This is a genomic window from Thalassospira lohafexi (assembly GCF_002844275.1).
Taxonomy (GTDB): Bacteria; Pseudomonadota; Alphaproteobacteria; order Rhodospirillales; family Thalassospiraceae; genus Thalassospira; species Thalassospira lohafexi.
On sequence record NZ_NXGX01000009.1, the window covers coordinates 46,165 to 66,085 of the forward strand.

Here is a 19,921-nt window from a genome sequence, read left to right on the forward strand (position 1 = left end):
ATTTATCAGACCTCAACCACGGTTGGGGTCAAGCGGGCTTTGCGATGAATGGGCATGAAAAAGCCGGGCGATTGCCCGGCTTTGATGTGGAGGTGCTGATCAGGATCAGTTGGCGACTTCGAAAATCCCGTCGATTTCGACGGCCACACCAAGCGGCAGGGACGCAACACCAACCGCTGAGCGGGCATGTTTGCCAGCATCGCCAAAGATTTCGACCATGGTGTCGGACGCGCCGTTGACGACTTTGGGTTGATCGGTGAAGGCCGGATCGGAATTCACAAAGGCGTTGAGTTTGACAACGCGGGTGACTTTATCAAGATCACCGATGGCGGATTTCAGCTGTGCGACCAAGTTCAGCGCACAGAGGCGGGCGGCTTTTTGGCCGTCTTCGACCTGATAATCCTTACCGAGTTTGCCGACAAACTTCAGTTCGCCATTTTCCATGGTGATCTGGCCCGAGATATGGACAAGGTTGCCCGCAATAACATAGGGCACGTAATTGGCAACCGGGGCGGTGGCGGTCGGAAGAGTGATGCCAAGATCGGCAAGATGGGCGTCAATTTTTCCAGCCATGAGGATGGGTCCTTCTTTACTGTGGGGACGAAGAATGTTGCGGCAAACTTAGCGATCTTGACGTTCGAACAAAACAGTTTCTTTTGTCCGGTGCTGTGTTTGGCCGATGAGGAGGGCTGAGCAGGGTTTTCAGATTATTGAGAAATTTGAATTTGCCATCGATGCCAAAGCCCTCCACAACTGTATGCTGAATATTATGCGTTCCGAATGTCGGTTCTGGCAAAAACACTCACGTAAAAAAGGCGGCATTCATGTCATTTGGGGATCGGTTGAATAATTTGCATGGCGGGTGGTTGGCCCTGTTGGGGGTTCTGATTATTTCGCCGGATGCGATGTTGATCCGTCTGATCAAGGCCGACGACATCACAGCGACATTCTGGCGGCTGGCCTTTTTGACAACGGCGTTGCTGTTGATCGCGCTTTGGCGGGGCGCACGGCGCGGCGACAGTGTCGTGGCATCGGTGTTGCCGGGGAAGTACGAACTTCTGACCGGGATGTTTTATGGCGGCACCTGCGCGCTTTTCATCCTGTCGGTGCGCAATACCGATGCGGCCAATACGTTGGTGATCATTTCGGCAACCCCGCTTCTGGCTGGGTTGATGGGGGTGTTTGTATTTAAACGCGCCCAGCCGATGCGCACATGGGTGGCGTCGGTGGTGGTGGTCGTCGCGCTGGTTGGGATTGTCGGCGCCGGATTTGGCGGTGAAAATGCGCTTGGCGACCTTTTGGCGCTATGTGCGGCCTTTTGCATGGCAGGGTTTTTCAATGTCCTTGGCGCGCGTGCGGAAATTGATGCGGTCAAGGCGATGCTGTTTGGTGCCTGTATGGCGACCCTTGCCATGGTTCCCGGCGCGCAGCCGACTGAGGTCTATGGGCTTGACTGGCTGTGGCTTTTGACATTGGGTTTTTGGGTGTTGCCGGTATCTTTCCTGTTTATTTCAGCAGGGGCGCGCAAAATTCCGGCCGCCGAAGTCGGGCTTATTATGCTCAATGAAGCGATCCTTGGATCGTTTCTGGTGTGGGTGGTGATCCATGAAGTGCCCAGCAGCACGACATTGATCTGTGGGGCCGTGGTGATCACGACCCTTGTTGTGCATAGCATTCTGGGCATGCGGGCGGGCAGGAGGCTGCGCGCGACGCCTGCCCAATAGGGGCCAGCACAGGCAAGCCAGACAACAGACTTTATCGAAGCAATGCAAAAGGCGGTGTCACATCTGACGCCGCCTTTTGGCTTTTGGGCAGGTTGGTTTGGGTGGGGCGGGTTCAGGTTACTGTCAGGTTGGGGCGATAAGGATTTGGGGCCGGTTCGATGAGCCGGTTGCCCTAGGTCCGCTCGTGCAATGTTTGTGACAGCATCAACGGCGTGCGCGGGGCATGTTGTCCGCCAGATTTTGCGAGTATCAATGCCCCGATCCAATGTGCCGTTCGGTTTACCTGTCAGGTCCTCATCCCAAGATAAACGGAATGTATCATCACGGTGGGCAGGTATTGATTACCGGTGGGTGATTGTTGCGATGGCGCTTTATTTTGCGCTGGGCCTGAACTGGAAAGTGCTGGGGCATTTTTACAGCATTCTGGGCGGGCTTGTTGATTATGATCCCGGCTTTGCGATCAGCGCGCCGTTTGTGTTGCTGTTGGGGTCGATTATTCTTTTCACGCCGTTTTCGTTCAAATATCTGCTTAAGCCGTTTTTTGCACTTTTGCTGATCACGGGTGCACTTTCAAATTATGCCATGGTGAAATACGGCATCGTGTTTGACCGCAGCATGATTGAAAACATTGTCGAAACCAACACCACCGAGGCATTTTCATATCTGAATATGCAGTCGGTCCTGTGGTTTGTTGTAAGCGGTCTTGTGCCGGTTGTGATCCTGATTTTGATGCCGATCCGCTACCCGGCGACGATTGTGCGCGGGGTTTTGCAGCGGGTTGCGATGATGCTGATCCCGTTTGTCTTTCTGGGTGGGCTTGCCGGGCTTTATTTCAAGGATTACGCATCGGTCGGTCGCAACAACAAGGTTCTGGGCAAGGAAGTTTCGCCGGTGAATTACTTTACCGGGGCCATTCAATATACCAAGCGGCGGTATATTTCATCGTCGATGGCGTTTCGCACCGTGGGCGATGATGCCCATCAGGTTGTTAATGTCGCCAATGGCAAGCCGACATTGATGTTTCTGGTGATCGGGGAAACAGCCCGGGCGCAAAGTGTGCAGGCCAATGGGTATGGGCGGCCGACATCGGCATTTACCGGCAAAATTCCCGGTGTTCTGGCCTTTCAAAATGTGCGGTCGTGCGGGACGGCAACGGCGGTATCGGTGCCCTGCATGTTTTCGACCATGGGGCATGACAGTTATGATGGTGACGTCGCGCGCCATAGCGAAAGCCTGATGGATGTTCTGGTCAAGGCAGGCGTATCGGTGCTGTGGAAGGAAAATGACGAGGGATGCAAGGGGGTGTGTGACCGCACCAACCATGTTGACATTAACCCTGATGATTTCCCCGACTATTGTGCCGATGGCAGTTGCCGTGACGAGGTGATGCTTGAGGGGCTCGATCAGGAAATTGCCCGTCTTTCGGGCGACCGGTTGGTGGCGTTTCATGTGATGGGCAGCCACGGGCCGACTTATTTCAAACGCTATCCGGATGAGCATCGATTCTTTACGCCCGATTGCCAGCGCAGCGATATCGAGAATTGCACGCAGGAAGAACTGATCAATACCTATGACAATACAATCCGCTATACCGATTTTGTGATTGCGAAACTGATCAAACGGTTGGCCGATTATCAGGATCGGTTCAATACCGTGTTGCTGTATGTGTCAGACCACGGGGAATCATTGGGGGAAAGTGGCATATATCTGCATGGTGCACCCTATATGTTTGCCCCCGACGAGCAGACCCATGTGCCGATGTTTACATGGATGTCACCGGGATTTGCCGCGGCGCGCAATGTCCAACCCGATTGCCTTGACGCAGCGGCCAAAAACGGCAGCTTTTCACATGACAATCTGTTTTCCACCGTGCTTGGCGTGATGCGGGTTCAAAGCAATGTCTATCAGCCAAAGCTTGATATCTTTGGCGGTTGTGAAGACAGCATTTATCGCGCGGATCTGGACGCGGAGCTGCAAGCCGATGATGGCCTCAAGGTGCAATAGCATCGATCCTTGACAGATGCAGGTGATCCCGGTTAGTTGAGTGTGCTCAGTGAGTTTGCTCATATAACCGGGGTGGCCGATGAATTTACGGATCAAGCAGCGTGGAGAAACCCGCCAGAAAATTCTTGAGGCGGCGCGGAGTTGTTTTAACCAGTTCGGTTTTGAAAAGGCCTCCACCCGCGCCATCGCCGCGCAGGCCGGGGTCGCCGAGGGCACGATTTTCAGCCATTTTCCGAGCAAGGAAGAACTGGTTGTCGCCAGCCTTGGCGAGCATCTGGCCGAGGCGATTGAACGGGGGCTTCATACGATGGAGCCCGATTGGTGCTTTGTCGACAAGCTGATGCATATTGCGTCGTACCGCTTTGCCCAGATTGCCTTTCAGCCGGGGCTTTGGCAGGTGATCTTGCAGCAGGTTGTGTTTACGCCGCGCAAAGGGGCGGTGCAGGACATGATGCAGGGAAGCGGGCTTTTGTGTGCGGTCACAGCCCTGATTGAGGATGCGCAGCTTGACGGGGAACTTAACCCCGACATCCCGGTCAACGTGATTCGCAAGACGATCATGGCGCTGTTTTTATTCACCATTCATCAGCACATCAGCCTGCAAAGTTTTGATTGCGAAGACATGTGCGCGACCTTGCGTGAATTGCTTGAGGCGCAGGTGGCGGGGCTTTGGATCTGTGAGCCGGTTCTTGCGGCGGAATAACACCAATGGCCGTTGTTATTCGCCGATCAGATGCAGCACGACGTTCCGCCGATGTGCGGCGCGGCGATGCTCAAACAGGTAAATCCCCTGCCATGTGCCCAGCATGGCAAAGCTATCAGCGACCGGAATGGTTAGCGACACATCGGTCAGACTTGATTTGATGTGGGCGGGCATGTCGTCGGGCCCTTCGCAGGTATGGCGATAGAGGCTGGGGTTTTCCTGCACCAATTGGGCAAAAAACGTTTCAAGATCAAGACGCACATCCGGATCGGCATTTTCCTGTATCGTCAGGCTGGCCGAGGTATGGCGGACAAATGCCGTTAACTGACCCGTACTGATGCCGGTTTGCCCGATCCAGGATTGAACCATATCGGTGATTTCAATCAGGCCCTGACCATTGGTGCGAATTTCAAGGGTGGTCTGGTCTTGTGACAGCATGGCATCCCGTCCGGTTTGCACCACCGGACGGGACTTTGGTTTTGGCGTCCGGTCAGGCAGCGGCTTTGGCGTTGTCCTGATCGTAGAAGCGTAACGCCGTCATGGCAAGGTTGCCAAATTCATAGCTGTCATGGATCAGGTCAGGTGTGTAACCGTCCGTCGCAGCACCAAGGGCGACGTAAAACGGCATCAGGTGGTCGTCTTCGGGGTGGGCCTTGATCGCATGCGGCGCCTGTGCACGGTAATCAAGCAGGGCATTGATATCGTGGGTTTTGACCTTATCAACCATCCAGTTGGTGAAGTCCTGTGCCCATGGCTCAATCGGGCCTTCGTTGCGATCAAGCGCGCGAAGATTATGGGTCATGGCACCACTGCCGATCACAAGAACCCCTAAATCACGAAGCCTGCGCAGTTTTTGGCCCAGTTCGTAATGATCCGCCGGGCTGCCGTGGGTGAGCATGGATAACTGAAACACCGGAATATCGGCCGTTGGACGGGCAAGGATCATGGGCATCCACGCCCCGTGATCAAGACCGCGCGCATCATCGGTTTTGGCCCCGATCAGATCGGCGATTTCGCGGGCAAGTGCGGGTGCACCGGATACGTCATAGCGCAGATCATAAAGCGGCTGGGGAAAACCATAAAAGTCGTGAATGGTGTCCTGCGTTTTCGCGGTCGAGATGGTGGGGACGTCGGTTTGCCAATGGGCAGAAACCATCAGGATGGCCCGCACTCCGTCAAAATGAGCATCGAGTTCCTTGGCAAAGAAATCAAATGCCGGGGTGCTTTGGCGCGCGACCAGCATGGGGGAGCCATGCGAGATAAAAATCGGTGCGAAGCTTTGGGCGGTATTTGGGGAAAGGGATGCGTTGGTCATCGGGCACCTCGGTCTATGACATCATTTGATGTCAATATGATCCTAAGGGACGGCGATGACCAGATGCGGTTCGTCAACAGTCTGTTGCCGATGCTTGTGTGAAGGGGCGCTTTGTTAATATCGCGCTTTGCACCGGCAACAGATGTTGAGAAAGATTGGTTTAGCGTTTGCGGCCAAACAGCATCAGCAGCATGCCACCGACAACACCGGCAATCCCGGCAATCAGATACCAGATGGTTTCATCGGTATAGCGACCAACCAGTGTTTCGGAAATCTGGTCAACAGCACTTTCCGATGCATTATAGCCGGTCACCAGAAGGGCAACGCCGATCACCAGAATGACAACGCCAAGAATACGACCCATGGACATGATGATTGCTCCTGTCTTGTATGTTTTGTTTCTAAAAGAATGCTTTTGAACATATTGAACAGAAACGATAACGCGGCTTGATTAAGGTTGTTCCAAGGCAAAGGAAAAACATCTTGTCTGGTCAGGGCCGATTGCGGTCTGGCTGAAACCTCAGAACGGCATCGACATGGTGATTTCAACTGCGCTGCTGTCGGTGTCGTCATTATTGTCATTGGCAATAGCCATCATGTGGCTCAGGGCAAGCTGGCTGGTGAATTGACCGGTATCAAAGCCAAATCCGGTTCGCATGCGCTGATTGCCGTATTCGTTAAGGTTGCTGGTGAAAAACGGGGTGAGGATGCCCAATTCACGCCCCTGATCATCGGAAAGCGCAAAGCCATAGGTGATGGTGCCGCCGATGGTGTATTCGGTGTAATCAGCACGCCCGGCGAGATAGTTGCCTTCAAGGGCTGCATTCAAACCGGTCATGGCATCAGACAGGCGCACACCTGCGCCGATGTTGAACGCGGTTTTGTCATCGTTGATTTCGTCGGTGAAATCATAGATCAGCCCGGTTTCAAGGAATGGCGTTACGATCAGGCTTTGGGTGGGCGTGAAATCATAGGCGGCCTCGATGGCCGGTTTGATTTGACGGGTGTTGGACCGGGTGGTGGCGTTGGTTGTGCCGTCACTTTCGTTATAGCCATCGACGGTTTTGCGTGCAGCCATGAAGGCCAGAGACGGGGTCAGGGACAGTGGCCGCGTGTCAAGTGGCTGAACCCGATAGGATGTGGTCAGGGCGGCATACCACATGTCGGAGTCTGTGGTGCCCGATACCGCATTGTTGTCGCGGGTGACATCAATGTTGCCCATGCCATATCCAGCTTCGCCCGCGATGGTCAGGTTTTCAAGTGGACGGTAAATGATATAGGGCGATGCGACCCAGCCGGTTTCCTGATAGCTGCCACTGTTAAAGGCGGTGGTCAGGTCGGTATCGTTATAACCAAGCGATACGCCCGCAATCAGCGCATCGGCAAATCGGTAATCCAGCCCGACATTGTAGCCCCAGACATCGCCGTCATAACGATTGTCCGTACCACCATTGACATAGTCACTCTCAACCGAGGTAAAGGAACCATGGCCCCAAACGGTAAAGGGTGTGGTGGTGGCAAAGGCCGAACGGCCATCAATGCCGCTGGCACCGCCGACGTCACCTTGATCGGTCGGGCCAAGACCGAGCATCTGCATGCCCTGGCCGGTGGAACTGTCAAAACTGCCCATCATCGCCATGCGGCGCAGCGCATCATTGCGGTCGGTGATGCTGTTTGTGCGGTTTTTGGGGGACATGCCGACAAGATTGGTATTCTCGGGCTCGGTCTGGGCCGTGCCGGGGCCGCCTATGCCGGAATTGTCCAAACCCGTGTTCGTGCTATTGCCGTTTGCCGATGCGATACGTGCCCCGATATTTTGCTGAATGACGGTGGTCTGGGAGCGTGAGACAGCATTGACAACGGCGGAGGAGGTGCTTGTAGAGGATGTCGATGACGGGGTTGCTTTAAGACTACATGCGCCTGTCATGGTATATGTCGCGCCGACGCCTTGAAAGAAAAGGACGCCGTTTGTTGTATCTTCTGGGATTTCGAAGGACAGGGTGATGGTATCACCTTTTTCAGAACTGCCGCTCGTGATCGTCTGATTGTTGCCGGCGTTAATATTGTCCGTATAGGTAAAGGTATAGTTGATTGTCCCAGCGGGGTTGTCATGTGTGAAGGTAATCTTGGCGATCTCGTTCGCACTAAAGGCGCTGGAGAACTGCACGCCATCCGAGGTTCCAGAGAAACTGTTTAGGCTGTTACAGCCAGCGCTTAGCGCAAAGGCACTGTTGGCAAAGGGCAGCGACAGCCCGGTCAGCGCCAGCGCATAAAGCGCCTTTTTCAACAGAAACTTGCAAGCGGTGAGACAGGAACAAGCAGATTGTTGCTGTTTGAGCCTAACGTCTAGGTCAATCATAGGCCTATTATCATCCTTAAAGGCCAGTGACTGGATAGGTGACAATGGCTTTTGAAAAAAGTAGGTGCGCGTTCAGGTGGATTTAAAACGAAAAAATATACCTGCGCGTAAGGTGATATTTTTTGTTAAAAATCAATCACATAAATCAGTCACCATCACTGGCACCCGACCTTGTGCGGTTGAGTATAAGTTCACCGGAAAGTCGATTGGTATCAAGGGTAAACCCGCAGGACCGGGCAGGTGAATGTCGTTTTTTTGCGCAAATTGGATATTTGGTGCGCAATGTGGATAGTGAGCGTTGTCTGAAGTGCGACCTGGTCAGGGTAAATGTCGTTTATGACGAGGCGTTGATCACATCTTGACTACGAGTCAGTACACAATATTCTGAAGCAAGAACAGCGGCATAAAGATCAAACACATCCTGTGATGGGAAGGTCTTGCCATTGGTATCGGTGACATCAATGGCCGTCGTGGCGTCAAGCACCAGCCAGTTTTCAAAACCAAGGCAATGGGCCATGCGGATGGTGATATCCATCGAGTTGTGAATGACCACACCGGTGAAGACCAGACGTTTGATGCCACGGTCGCGCAGATGTGTTTCAAGCGAAGTCCCGACAAAAGCACAGTTTTGGTGTTTGGCAATTACGGTTTCGTTGTCGATGGGCTGGGCTTCATCCTTGAACGGTTGGCCGGGGCCGTTTGCGTAAAAGGTTGAGGCCGGGTTGGCTTCTTCGTGGCGGACATGGATCACCGGCAGGTTCTTTGCCCGAAACTCGGTCAGCAGTTTTGCAATTACATCTGCATAACCGGGATTGTTTTTGCTGTTCCATTTCGGATCGTCGATGGCCTTTTGCACATCAAGGACGATCAGGGCGGTGTCGTTGCCAAAGGCGGGCATGTGGAAAATCCTTGTAGGGGACCAAAACAAAACCGGCCGGGAAATTAATCCCGGCCGGTGTGCTGATTAAATCAGACGTCGTTCGGGTCTAGACCCTTAGGAACAACCGGTGGTCGCACCACAAGAGTCGCATTTAAGACAGGTACCGTTGCGGACCAGGGTAAAGTTGCCGCAATCAGGGCAACCATCGCCCTCGTAACCCTTCATTCGGGCTTCGCGGATCTGGTCCATTTTGGCATCAACCTTGGCCGAGACTTCTTCGCCCGCCGTCAGGATCGCGTTGCTTTGCGGTGCTGATGGTGTGGCGGTTGTGGTTGCGGCACTTGCGGTTGTCTCGTGGCTGTGGCTGTGGCCGTCCGTGCCGGTCGATTTGACTTCGACAACGCGTTCTTCGGTTTGGGCACCGCCATCGACAACATAAAGGTTGCGACGCACGAAGCCGGAAGATGCGACTTTACGGATGGTTTCAATCGCCTGATCTTCGGATTTCTTGGCGGCTTCGCCAAGATCGCCTTCGGCCACACCTTCGCCAACCGCGTCGGGCAAGATGTCGGACGGCTGAACATGGGCGAGGTCATTACGACCAAGATAGGAAATCGCCAGTTCGCGGAACATGTAATCAAGGATCGAGGTCGACATCTTGATCGCATCGTTGCCCGACACCATGCCCGACGGCTCAAAGCGGGTGAAGGTGAAGGCTTCGACGTATTCCTCAAGCGGTACGCCATACTGAAGGCCGATGGAAACGGCAATCGCGAAGTTGTTCATCAACGAGCGGAAGGCGGCACCTTCCTTGTGCATGTCGATGAAGATTTCACCAAGTTTGCCGTCTTCATATTCACCGGTACGCAGGTAAACCTTGTGACCGCCAACGGTGGCCTTCTGGGTGTAGCCTTTGCGGCGGCCCGGAAGGGAACGACGGTCGCCACGGATGACGCGTTCGATGATTTTTTCGACAATCTGCTGCGATGCTGCGGTCGCCTTGGTGGCGGTTGGCTGATCAGCGTAATCGTCTTCTTCGACGAGGGCGGAGCTCAGCGGCTGGCTGAGTTTCGAGCCATCACGATAAAGCGCGTTTGCTTTCACCCCAAGACGCCAGGACAGCATGTAAGCGTCTTTGCAATCCTGAATGTTGGCGCTGCTTGGCATGTTGATGGTTTTGGAAATCGCACCCGAGATGAACGGCTGAGCTGCGGCCATCATGCGGATGTGGCTTTCAGCCGACAGATAACGTTTGCCGATACGGCCACACGGATTTGCACAATCAAAGACCGACAGGTCTTCGTCACGCAGATGCGGGGCCTGTTCAAGCGTCATCGCACCACAGACATAGGTGTTGGCCAGTTCGATCTGTTTGCGATCAAAGCCAAGGGCGGCGAGCATGTCAAAGTCCATGCTGTTGATCTGTTTGGCATCGAGGCCGAGCTGATTGATGCAGAAGTCATCGCCAAAGGTGTATTTGTTAAACACGAATTTAACATCAAAGGCGTTTTTCAGCGCACCTTCAACCTTGGCAATCGCATCATCGTCAAAGCCTTTGGCCTTGAGATCATCATGGGTGATGGACGGCGAGCCGACCAAGGTGCCATGACCAACGGCATATTTTTCAATGTCGCGGATCTGGTTTTCGGTATAGCCGAGCGTTGCCAAAGCAACCGGAACGGTGCGGTTGATGATTTTGAAGTAGCCGCCACCGGCGAGTTTCTTGAATTTCACCAGTGCGAAGTCCGGCTCGATCCCGGTGGTGTCGCAATCCATGACCAGACCGATGGTGCCGGTTGGGGCAATAACGGTGGTCTGCGCATTGCGGTAGCCATGCTTTTCGCCAAGCTCAAGCGCCTTGTCCCATGCCGCACGGGCGGCAACCGGAAGATCGGCATAGGGGCTGTCGGCGGCAACCAACGGAACCGGATTGATGGCGAGGCCTTCGTATCCGTCCTGTTCGCCGTATGCAGCGCGGCGATGGTTGCGCATAACGCGCAGCATTTCGTTGGCGTTGTCGCCATAACCCGGGAACGCACCCTGTTCACCGGCCATTTCGGCCGAGGTGGCATAGGAAATACCGCACATGATCGCGGTCAGGGACGCGCCAATCGCACGGCCTTCGTCGCTGTCATATGAAATGCCCATGCTCATCAGCAGGCCGCCGATGTTGGCATAGCCAAGACCAAGGGTACGGTAGCGATAGGACAGTTCGGCAATACGATCTGACGGGAATTGTGCCATCAGAACCGAGATTTCCAGAACCACGGTCCACAGACGCACCGCATGCTCGTAAGCCTCGATATCAACGCCACCGTCATCTGAACGGAAGTTCATCAGGTTGAGCGATGCAAGGTTACACGCCGTGTCATCAAGGAACATGTATTCCGAGCACGGGTTGGACGCATTGATGCGACCCGAATTCGGGCAGGTGTGCCATTCGTTGATCGTGCTGTCGTACTGGATCCCCGGATCAGCGCAGGCCCATGCGGCTTCGCCGACTTTGTCCCACAATTCACGTGCGGGCAGGGTCTTGGCTACTTTGCCATCGGTACGACGGATCAGTTCCCAGTCGCCGTTATCAAGAACAGCCTGAAGGAATTCATTGGAAACACGGACAGAGTTGTTCGAGTTCTGGCCCGAAACGGTCAGGTAAGCCTCGGAGTCCCAATCGGTGTCATAGGTTTTGAAGCTGATCTCGGTGAAGCCCTGACGGGCGAATTCGATGATCTTGTTGATATAGGAATCCGGGATCATGACAGCGCGTGCAGACAGCACAGCTTCTTTGAGCTGCGGGTTTTTACGCGGGGCGAAACGATCATCGGAGTCCGCCGCACCATCCCAGTTGTTGCAGGCTGCAAGCACGGCGGTGAGGTGTTTCTCGGCCAGTTTGGAACCGGCAACGAGGGCGGCAACTTTCTGTTCCTCGACGACTTTCCAGTCGATGTATTCTTCGATATCGGGGTGATCAATGTTGACCACGACCATTTTGGCCGCACGGCGCGTGGTGCCACCCGATTTGATCGCACCAGCAGCGCGGTCACCGATTTTAAGGAAGCTCATCAGGCCCGAAGAACGACCGCCGCCCGACAGGCTTTCGCCGCCGCCACGAACGTTCGAGAAGTTCGACCCGGTGCCTGAGCCAAATTTGAACAGGCGGGCTTCACGAGTCCAGAGATCCATGATGCCGCCTTCGTTGACGAGGTCATCGGAAACAGACTGAATGAAGCAGGCGTGCGGCTGCGGATGTTCATACGCACTGGCCGATTTGGTCAGTTCGCCGGTTTTGAAATCAACATAGGAGTGACCCTGTGCCGGGCCATCAATCCCATAAGCCCAATGCAGACCGGTGTTGAACCACTGCGGAGAGTTCGGTGCGCCCATCTGGTGGGAGAGCTGATAGCGCATTTCATCAAAGAAGGCCTGCGCATCGTCTTCGGCGTCAAAGTAACCGCCTTTCCAGCCCCAATAGGTCCAGGTGCCCGCAAGGCGGTCAAAAACCTGGGTTGCGCTGGTTTCGCTGATGTAGCGTTTTTCAGTCGGCATTTTGTCGAGCTTGGCGACATCAGGTGCCTGACGCCACAGCCAGCTTGGAACGTCTTTTTCTTTAACCGGTTTGAGGGCAACCGGAACACCTGCCTTGCGGAAGTATTTCTGTGCCAGAACGTCACTTGCGACCTGTGACCAGGTCGCCGGAACGTCGATGTCTTTCATTTCAAAAACAACCGACCCGTCGGGGTTTTTGATAACGCAGGACGATTTGCGAAAATCGATGTCGGCGTATGGGCTAACGCCTTCCTGTGTGCACTTTCTGGTAATCCGCATGGTCTGCTCCGGTTTTGATCAGACATGAACGCAGCGCTACTCTGGACATGCGCCGGCATTGCCTGATTCTATATAGTTTGCTCAATGGCTAAACGCTGCCCCTTTGGTCCTTTTTTTTGACCTTATCGGGATCAACGGCAATTCTGTATTTGGTGGTGTGGTCCCCCCTTGGAACCATCCGGTCCGTGGGCGGAACTATAAAGCCATAATCTGGCCTCAGTCCACTAAACTTTGTGGTTGACATCAACTTTTATCACAACATGTTGTGGGTCAGTTGGTGTCTCGCTGATTTGATGCTCGGGGGATTCTCGTTAATAATCTCTGAATCAGGCCGGGAGGCCCGGAAAACTGCGCTTTTGGTGGCAGCTGCTTTGTAGGCCGGTCGAAAGACTCGGACTACATGTAGTGGCGAGACGAGATGATCCGCCACAAGCTGGAGCTAAGCTACCCCTGATTGCGGTGCATTTCCAGTGCGAAGCTGAAAACTTATTGGTTTGCGGTAAATGTCTTCGTGATTTCGACATATAACATGTTGATATATCTATAAAAGTGTTTGTTTTGTTACGGTGAAAAATCTGGTCGTATCCCGAGTGATATGTCAGGGGACGGGCACGATATATTGTGGATAAGCAGGTGGACAAAGCCCCACACCATATGCAGATCAATGAGTCGTCGCCCCACAAGCAGTTGTGGGTTGTTTGCCGTCAATGCATAGTGACATTGGTTCCCGTGCGGATAAGCCCGGATTACGGGCGTTTCGCGGCGTCAAATCGGTTGAATAACGCGATATGAGGCGGCTTGGCCGTGAACCGATAAATGTCAGCGCGGGCGGATGGTGTTTCCGGTTTGGGTTGAGGTGCCGTTATGAGGCGGTGTGATGGGGGTGTGTTGCCTGCCTGAAACATTGACTTTGCCCGAACATCACGACATATAAGAGCCTTGTTGATCGCAGGGCACCCCCGCGTATGTGTCGTGCGCCGCGTTTGGCGGACAAACCAGATCTGGAGAGAGACCCAACATGGCCACCGTCGGCACCCGTATTTATACTGCGCTGTTTGGCAAGCGCGTTGGCGAAGACCGTTTCGGCAATATCTATTATACCGAAAAGAAAGCGGCCAAAGGCCGTCGCACCCGTCGCTGGGTGGTCTATAAAGGTATTGTCGAAGGGTCCAAGGTTCCGGCTGAATGGCATGCCTGGCTGCATTACACTGTTGATGCGCCGCTGTCAGACAAGGCTGAGGATCGTTATGACTGGCAGAAAGAACATCTGCCGAACCTGACCGGGACCAAGCATGCCTATCGTCCGGCAGGCCATGAATATCAGGGTGGTCAGCGCGCCAAGGCAACCGGTGATTATCAGGCCTGGTCGCCGGAAGGCTGATCGGCCATAAACTGTTTTTTCAGGCGGGCGCGGGGAAACTCGCGCCCGTTTGTGTTTTATGAGCGTTTTGCGCGGTTGTAATTTGTGCGGACGCAAGACAATATACGTATCAAAGAGATACATAACGGATAGGGCCTATGAGCAATAGACTGGTCGAAAGCCTTGCGGGTGCTGCGGTAATTGCCGTTGCCGTCGGATTTGCAGCGTACTCCTATTCACGTGCCGGAATCGGGACGGTGGAAGGGTATGAAATCTCGGCCAACTTTAGCCGGATTGACGGTTTGAGTGTCGGCAATGATGTGCGTATTTCGGGGGTGAAGGTCGGGACGGTCACCGCGCAGGACCTTAATCCTGATAGCTTTATGGCGGTTGTTAAAATGTCGGTGCGCGCGGACTTGTCCCTGCCACTTGATAGTTCGGCAAAAATTGCGTCTGACGGGTTGTTGGGGGGCAAGTTCGTGGCCCTTGAACCGGGCGGAGACATTGACATGATCGAAGCCGGTGGTGAAATCGAATACACCCAAGGATCGGTCAACCTTGAAGACCTGATTGGTCAGGTGATTTATTCATCGACCAGCAGCGACAAATAACGTCGCCGTCGCACGTGTTTCTGACGCCGGGGGCGCAAGGGTGCGGGCGGCCATTATTTTGCCGGTTTTTCCAGCAAGGTTGTGATTTGGATTTTTCAGGTAAGGAATTGCGGATTTGGGTCTATTGGCCCATCTGAGGATTCTATCTGAAGGACCCACGTCAAAATCATCGGAGCGGTTGATGAAGAAGACCGACGCGTTGCAACATTTTCCAACATGGCAGGCCCCGGATGGGTCGCCATTGTCGTGCGTGGAAAAGATCAAGGTTCTGAATGATAATTTCGGCGAGTTGCGCGAAATCATGCAGGATGCGCTTGAAGATGCGCTTTTGATGGGCTGTGACGAAGAACAGTTTCGCGCCGTGATGCGCGATCTGGTGGCCGAAATGCACAATCCTTATGGGTCCGACAGCGCGGCTGACACTACCAACGGCAATGATGCGCGCGATGCCAAGACTACTCAAAGTGACCAAAGCGATAAACAGGACTGAATGACACGATGAAACGATCTTTTGCGATTGCCGCTGTTTTTTCGACATGTGCACTGATCGGAGCCGCCACCATCACAGTTGCCACTGCGGCACTTGATTATCGCCCCGCCCCGGTTGCCCAGCTTCAGGGGCTTGATAAAATCACCGCGCGCATTTCGACATTTGATGTACCGGTCGGGCAGATGGCAAAATTTGGCACCTTGCAGATTACGGTTGATGCCTGCTATCGCACGCCGCCCGAAGAGCTTCCTGAAAGTGCCGGATTCTTGAAAATCAGTGACGTTCATGAAGATGGCCGCGAAAGCCGCGACGAGCTGTTTTCCGGCTGGATGTTTGCATCCAGTCCCGGATTGTCGGGGCTTGAGCATCCGGTTTATGACGTCTGGCTGAAAGAATGCCTGAACCCGGAAGATGCGGCGAACCAAACCCCGCAGGCTCAGCCGGCACCTGACGGCAATTAGTCGCCCTTAAAACTTCCCGCATTTTATGCGTTTGAACGACAGGACCCCTGATGCGGACAGTGCATCGGGGGTTTGTCATTTGGGCCGATTGTATCGTGTTTGTGGACCGCCATAGATGCCCAGCGGCGAAACCATAGATGCGCGAGACTGAAAAACATTGGGCATTTGTTGACAGTGGACGGGGTATTCCCGCCAAAAAACATTTAGAAACAATGGGGTAGGTGTGTTTTTTGTCCGGAATTATGATCTGTAATAGCGTCACATGGTTACATATGACCGTTCGCAATCTGGCAGAAATAAGGCTGGGATATCTTTTATTGTTTCCAAAATAGAATAAGAATGTTGCCGCTGCACTGGCTTGAGGGCCACGCGCGAGGCTGTCACTGTGCACCCACTTAATTCGCGGTGCCGTTCAGGCGCGCCGTGTCATTCACATGAGGGAAGTGACAATGTTTAATTCGATTAAAAAGGCTGGTCTTGCGCTGACCATCGCAGCGGGTCTTTCTGGTGCGGCTTTTTCTGCACAGGCTGCTGATACCTATAAAATGGATCCGACCCACACCAGCGTGATCTTCATCGTCAACCATCTTGGTTTTTCCAATTATCAGGGCCGTTTTGGCGGCGCATCGGGTGAACTGACACTTGATCGCGACGATCTGGCGGCATCTTCGGCTGTGATTACGCTTGATCTGACCAAGATCGACAGTGGTGTTGAGGCGCTTGATACCCATATGAAATCGGCTGATTTCTTTGATGTTGAAAATCATCCGACCGCGACCTTCACCAGCACTTCGGTTGAAGTGACTGGCGATAACACCGCGAAAATTACCGGTGATCTGAGCTTCCTTGGGCAGAGCAAGCCGCTTGTTCTTGATGTGACGTTGACCGGCGAAGGCGACCATCCAATGACCGGCGACCAGGTTCTTGGTTTTGCGGCCACCGGGACGGTAACGCGTACGGATTATGGCATGGAATATCTTGTTCCGGCTGTGTCCCCGGAAGTCAACCTTCAGATTTCGTCTGAGTTCCTTAAGCAGAAGTAATTTCAAGACGTTATGGATGGCAGTGCGGTCCTTAGGGTATCGCCTGCCATCTTTTGTCTGACGGGTGTAAGGACGGTTGCCATGGCGATCAAAAGTCATAAAAACGGATTTGGGTTCGCGACCAAAAGCCTGCATTGGGTCATGGCGCTTTTGATTTTGAGCGCCTTTACCATTGGCTGGTATATGGATTTCCTGCCGCTGGGCATGGCAAAACTTGAATGGATGTCGCGGCATAAGTCGTTGGGGGTGACGATCCTGACATTGACGATCTTGCGCATTGTCTGGCGGCTGTGTGAGCCGACACCCGAAGCCTTGAGCCCGCACAAACTTGAACGCGGTGCCGCCAAGCTTGGCCATCTGGGGCTTTATGGTGTGATGATTGCCATGCCGCTGAGTGGCTGGATGATGTCATCGGCGGCAAATTTCCCGGTCAGTGTGTTTGGACTGTTTACCTTGCCGAACCTTGTTGATCCGGACAAGGAACTGTTTGAAACCTTGAGAACTGTGCATTGGGCGCTGTCATGGACGATTGTGGTTCTGGTCGGAACCCATATTGCCGCCGCCCTGAAACATCATTTTATAGACCGTGACGCGACCTTGCGCCGCATGCTGCCCGGATCGGGATCAGATGCGTCATCGCGACCATCAGCACACAAGCAGAAGGAATCTTCGCTTTGAATTTGAACATTACATCGCGCATTGCCAGCAGTTTGATCGCCGCATCCTTTGTCCTTGGCAGTTCCATTGCGAGCCCGGCGATGGCCGCAGATGCATGGTCCGTTACGCAGGACGACAGCGAGTTCGGCTTTGTCGGCACCCAGCTTGGCGCGGATTTCGAGGGCCGGTTTGATGCGTTTAACGCCGATATCGTGTTTTCGCCTGATGATCTTTCTGGATCGTCGGTCAAGGTTGTGATCGATATTGCATCGGTCGATACCCAGAACGGGGATCGCGACAGCCAGATTGTGTCGCCCGACTGGTTTGATGCCGCCCAGTGGCCGACGGCAAAGTTTGAAACCAAATCGTTTAGCGAGGTTTCACCGGGCACCTATCAGGCGGTTGCCGATCTGACCATTCGGGATGTTACCCGCGAGGTGACGTTGCCGTTTGAATTGGCGATTGATGGCGACCAGGCTGCTGCAATAGGATCGGTTACGATCAAGCGCACAGATTTTGGCGTCGGGCAGGGGCAGTGGACCGATACATCGCAGGTTGGCGACGATGTGACGATTGTCATTACAATCAATGCGACGCGTTCCTAAGCGTCACTTGTTCTGACGCACCAGACGCGCATGAAAAAAGCAGCCATCAGATGACGGCTGCTTTTCTTTTTTGTGTGGGGCCGTGCGAAGATTACTTGGTCGCACTTTCGCGCAAATCGGCAAGGAAGGTTTCGACCGCCTCGTCAAGGGATCGGGCTTCATCGACCAGTTTTTCCGCCGACTGGGCCAGTTGGCTGGTGCCTGACGATACGCGCCCGGCATTTTCATTGACCGTTTCAATCCGCTGGGACACTTCGCTGGTGCCGTCGGCGGCCTGTTGCACGTTGCGCGAAATTTCGCCAATCGCAGCGTGCTGTTCTTCGACGGCAGCGGCAATCGCGGTTGAGCTGTCGGCGACCTTGGCGATGGTTTCGGAAATCAGGCGGATGGCTTCAACCGCTTCGCCGGTTTCATTTTGCACCGAGAGAATTTGCTGATTGATTTCCTCGGTCGCCTTGGCGGTCTGATTGGCGAGGTTTTTGACCTCAGATGCGACCACGGCAAAGCCCTTGCCAGCATCACCGGCACGGGCGGCCTCAATCGTGGCGTTCAGGGCCAGAAGGTTGGTCTGTTCGGCAATGTCGCCAATCAGTTTTGCCACATCGCCAATTTTCTGTGCCGCGTCGGCAAGGCCGGTTACGGTTTGGTTGGTGCGGGTTGCCTGTTCATTGGCCTGATTGGCAATGTCGGCCGACTGGGCGATCTGATGGGCAATTTCATCAGATGATGCGGTGAGTTCTTCGGTTGCGGATGAGACGGTTTGAACATTCGTCGATGTCTGGGTCGTGGCCGAGGCGACCGCAGCTGAGAGAGAGCTGTTGGTGTTGCTGGCTTCCTGCATGTTTGCGGTTGCCTGCTTCATTTCGTTGATCGATGCAGAAATCGACCGGATCAGACCTTTGACACGCTGTTCGAGGCTGTTGGCCAGTTCCAGAACACCTGAACGCCGTTTATCGTCCGCATCCGATTCAAGCTGTTTCTGGCGGCCTTGAAGATCACGGTTTTGCTTGGCCTGTTCGCGGAAGGCAACAACCGTTTTGGCCATGTCACCGACTTCGTCGCCGCGTTCCTGACCTTCGATATGTCCGTCAAGATTGCCATCGGCAATTTGGGCCATGCGTTCAGACAGTTTGCGCAAGCCTGTTGTAATGTTGCGGCCAATGCCAACGCCGACCAAAGCAATGATCACGATAATCAAGGCGCTGATTGCGAGTGATTTTGTCGCATTTTCCCAGAAGATCGTATCAACATCATCAATATAGATGCCGGTGCCAATCACAGCTCCCCACGGCAGAAGATGCGAGTAGGAGAGTTTTTCGAATGTCAATTCTTTGGGTTCACCGGGTTTGGGCCAGTAATAGGACGAAAAGCCGCCGCCTGGTTTACTGCCGACCGTGATAAGATCGCGGATGAAATAGGCCCCGTTGGGATCCTGTACGCCGCCCATGTCCTTGCCGACAAGACCGGCATTGGCCCCATGCATGACCATCACGTTGTCTTTGGACAGGGCAAAGAAGTAGCCGATCCCGCCATCATATTTCCCGCCGGAGACGACCTTGTAAAAAGCATCAATCGCAGTTTGTTGATCCATTTCCTTTGAGGTGACCTTGGCCTGATATTCATCGGCCAGAGACACGACAAATTCGGTCGCCGCGCGGATTTTTTCCTTACGATCTTCGAGGAGGGAGCTACGAAGGCTCATCATATCGAAGGTCGTAATCGCGATAAGGCCAATCAGAGCAATAAGGGAAATCAGGGTGATCTTGCGACCGATTTTTATTTTTTGCAGCATTCGGACTTTTCCTCCGCACAGAGGCTAGGGTGATTGCGGTTCGCGACCCAGCTCATGATGAAAGCCATAGAAAGAGATTACTACGTGTTGGT

18 protein-coding genes are annotated in these 19,921 nt (G+C 53.9%); 10 read left to right on the top strand and 8 right to left on the bottom strand.

The window, feature by feature from the left end:
• Positions 1 to 105: 105 nt before the first annotated feature.
• On the bottom strand, positions 106 to 573 hold the full coding sequence (locus COO92_RS19000; protein ID WP_101304561.1) for a RidA family protein: 468 nt from the start codon (positions 571 to 573) through the stop codon (positions 106 to 108).
• A 251-nt stretch (positions 574 to 824) separates the two neighbouring features.
• Here COO92_RS19000 and COO92_RS19005 point away from each other — a divergent pair, with 251 nt between their 5' ends.
• The 3 genes from COO92_RS19005 to COO92_RS19015 all read left to right on the top strand — a co-directional run bounded on the left by COO92_RS19005 (position 825) and on the right by COO92_RS19015 (position 4,431).
• Positions 825 to 1,724 (top strand): DMT family transporter, encoded by a 900-nt coding sequence (locus COO92_RS19005; RefSeq protein ID WP_101304562.1) that lies wholly within the window; start codon positions 825 to 827, stop codon positions 1,722 to 1,724.
• Between the two features lie 351 nt (positions 1,725 to 2,075).
• Positions 2,076 to 3,728 (top strand): phosphoethanolamine transferase, encoded by a 1,653-nt coding sequence (locus tag COO92_RS19010; protein ID WP_276307575.1) that lies wholly within the window; start codon positions 2,076 to 2,078, stop codon positions 3,726 to 3,728.
• Between the two features lie 79 nt (positions 3,729 to 3,807).
• Entirely contained in the window at positions 3,808 to 4,431 is a 624-nt protein-coding gene (locus COO92_RS19015; protein WP_101304564.1) for a TetR/AcrR family transcriptional regulator, read from the top strand.
• Between the two features lie 15 nt (positions 4,432 to 4,446).
• Here the strand turns inward: COO92_RS19015 and COO92_RS19020 are convergent, their stop codons facing one another.
• The 6 genes from COO92_RS19020 to COO92_RS19045 all read right to left on the bottom strand — a co-directional run bounded on the left by COO92_RS19020 (position 4,447) and on the right by COO92_RS19045 (position 12,810).
• On the bottom strand, positions 4,447 to 4,869 hold the full coding sequence (locus COO92_RS19020) for a secondary thiamine-phosphate synthase enzyme YjbQ (RefSeq protein WP_206186443.1): 423 nt from the start codon (positions 4,867 to 4,869) through the stop codon (positions 4,447 to 4,449).
• Between the two features lie 52 nt (positions 4,870 to 4,921).
• Complete coding sequence (locus COO92_RS19025) at positions 4,922 to 5,746, bottom strand: DODA-type extradiol aromatic ring-opening family dioxygenase (RefSeq protein ID WP_101304565.1); 825 nt, start codon at positions 5,744 to 5,746, stop codon at positions 4,922 to 4,924.
• 160 nt (positions 5,747 to 5,906) lie between these two features.
• Positions 5,907 to 6,116, bottom strand: a complete 210-nt coding sequence (locus COO92_RS19030; protein ID WP_101304566.1) for a DUF3185 family protein — start codon at positions 6,114 to 6,116, stop codon at positions 5,907 to 5,909.
• A 150-nt stretch (positions 6,117 to 6,266) separates the two neighbouring features.
• Positions 6,267 to 8,033 carry an autotransporter outer membrane beta-barrel domain-containing protein gene (locus COO92_RS19035; RefSeq protein WP_165792406.1) on the bottom strand — a complete coding sequence of 589 codons (1,767 nt, stop codon included), beginning with the start codon at positions 8,031 to 8,033 and terminating at the stop codon, positions 6,267 to 6,269.
• Between the two features lie 406 nt (positions 8,034 to 8,439).
• Positions 8,440 to 9,003: an isochorismatase family protein gene (locus COO92_RS19040; protein ID WP_101304568.1), complete on the bottom strand. Its 564-nt coding sequence runs from the start codon at positions 9,001 to 9,003 to the stop codon at positions 8,440 to 8,442.
• A gap of 96 nt (positions 9,004 to 9,099) precedes the next feature.
• Positions 9,100 to 12,810, bottom strand: a complete 3,711-nt coding sequence (locus tag COO92_RS19045; protein WP_101304569.1) for a vitamin B12-dependent ribonucleotide reductase — start codon at positions 12,808 to 12,810, stop codon at positions 9,100 to 9,102.
• 1,018 nt (positions 12,811 to 13,828) lie between these two features.
• Between COO92_RS19045 and COO92_RS19050 the strand changes: the two genes are divergently transcribed.
• From COO92_RS19050 to COO92_RS19080, 7 genes are all read left to right on the top strand, one after another.
• A complete protein-coding gene (locus COO92_RS19050; RefSeq protein ID WP_022730440.1) occupies positions 13,829 to 14,191 on the top strand; it encodes an NADH:ubiquinone oxidoreductase subunit NDUFA12 in 363 nt (120 codons plus the stop codon).
• Positions 14,192 to 14,328: 137 nt separating this feature from the next.
• Positions 14,329 to 14,781, top strand: a complete 453-nt coding sequence (gene mlaD / locus COO92_RS19055) for an outer membrane lipid asymmetry maintenance protein MlaD (RefSeq protein WP_022730441.1) — start codon at positions 14,329 to 14,331, stop codon at positions 14,779 to 14,781.
• 181 nt (positions 14,782 to 14,962) lie between these two features.
• Complete coding sequence (locus COO92_RS19060; protein WP_338063623.1) at positions 14,963 to 15,271, top strand: hypothetical protein; 309 nt, start codon at positions 14,963 to 14,965, stop codon at positions 15,269 to 15,271.
• An 8-nt stretch (positions 15,272 to 15,279) separates the two neighbouring features.
• Positions 15,280 to 15,732 carry a DUF2155 domain-containing protein gene (locus COO92_RS19065; RefSeq protein WP_101304570.1) on the top strand — a complete coding sequence of 151 codons (453 nt, stop codon included), beginning with the start codon at positions 15,280 to 15,282 and terminating at the stop codon, positions 15,730 to 15,732.
• Positions 15,733 to 16,181: 449 nt separating this feature from the next.
• Positions 16,182 to 16,775 (top strand): YceI family protein, encoded by a 594-nt coding sequence (locus tag COO92_RS19070; RefSeq protein WP_101304571.1) that lies wholly within the window; start codon positions 16,182 to 16,184, stop codon positions 16,773 to 16,775.
• An 81-nt stretch (positions 16,776 to 16,856) separates the two neighbouring features.
• A complete protein-coding gene (locus COO92_RS19075; protein ID WP_101304572.1) occupies positions 16,857 to 17,453 on the top strand; it encodes a cytochrome b in 597 nt (198 codons plus the stop codon).
• Positions 17,450 to 18,037: a YceI family protein gene (locus COO92_RS19080; RefSeq protein WP_240626521.1), complete on the top strand. Its 588-nt coding sequence runs from the start codon at positions 17,450 to 17,452 to the stop codon at positions 18,035 to 18,037. Before COO92_RS19075 ends, COO92_RS19080 begins: the two co-directional genes overlap by 4 nt.
• Before the next feature lie 91 nt (positions 18,038 to 18,128).
• Here COO92_RS19080 and COO92_RS19085 read toward each other — a convergent pair whose 3' ends face one another.
• Positions 18,129 to 19,829 carry a methyl-accepting chemotaxis protein gene (locus COO92_RS19085; RefSeq protein WP_101304573.1) on the bottom strand — a complete coding sequence of 567 codons (1,701 nt, stop codon included), beginning with the start codon at positions 19,827 to 19,829 and terminating at the stop codon, positions 18,129 to 18,131.
• Between the last annotated feature and the right edge of the window lie 92 nt (positions 19,830 to 19,921).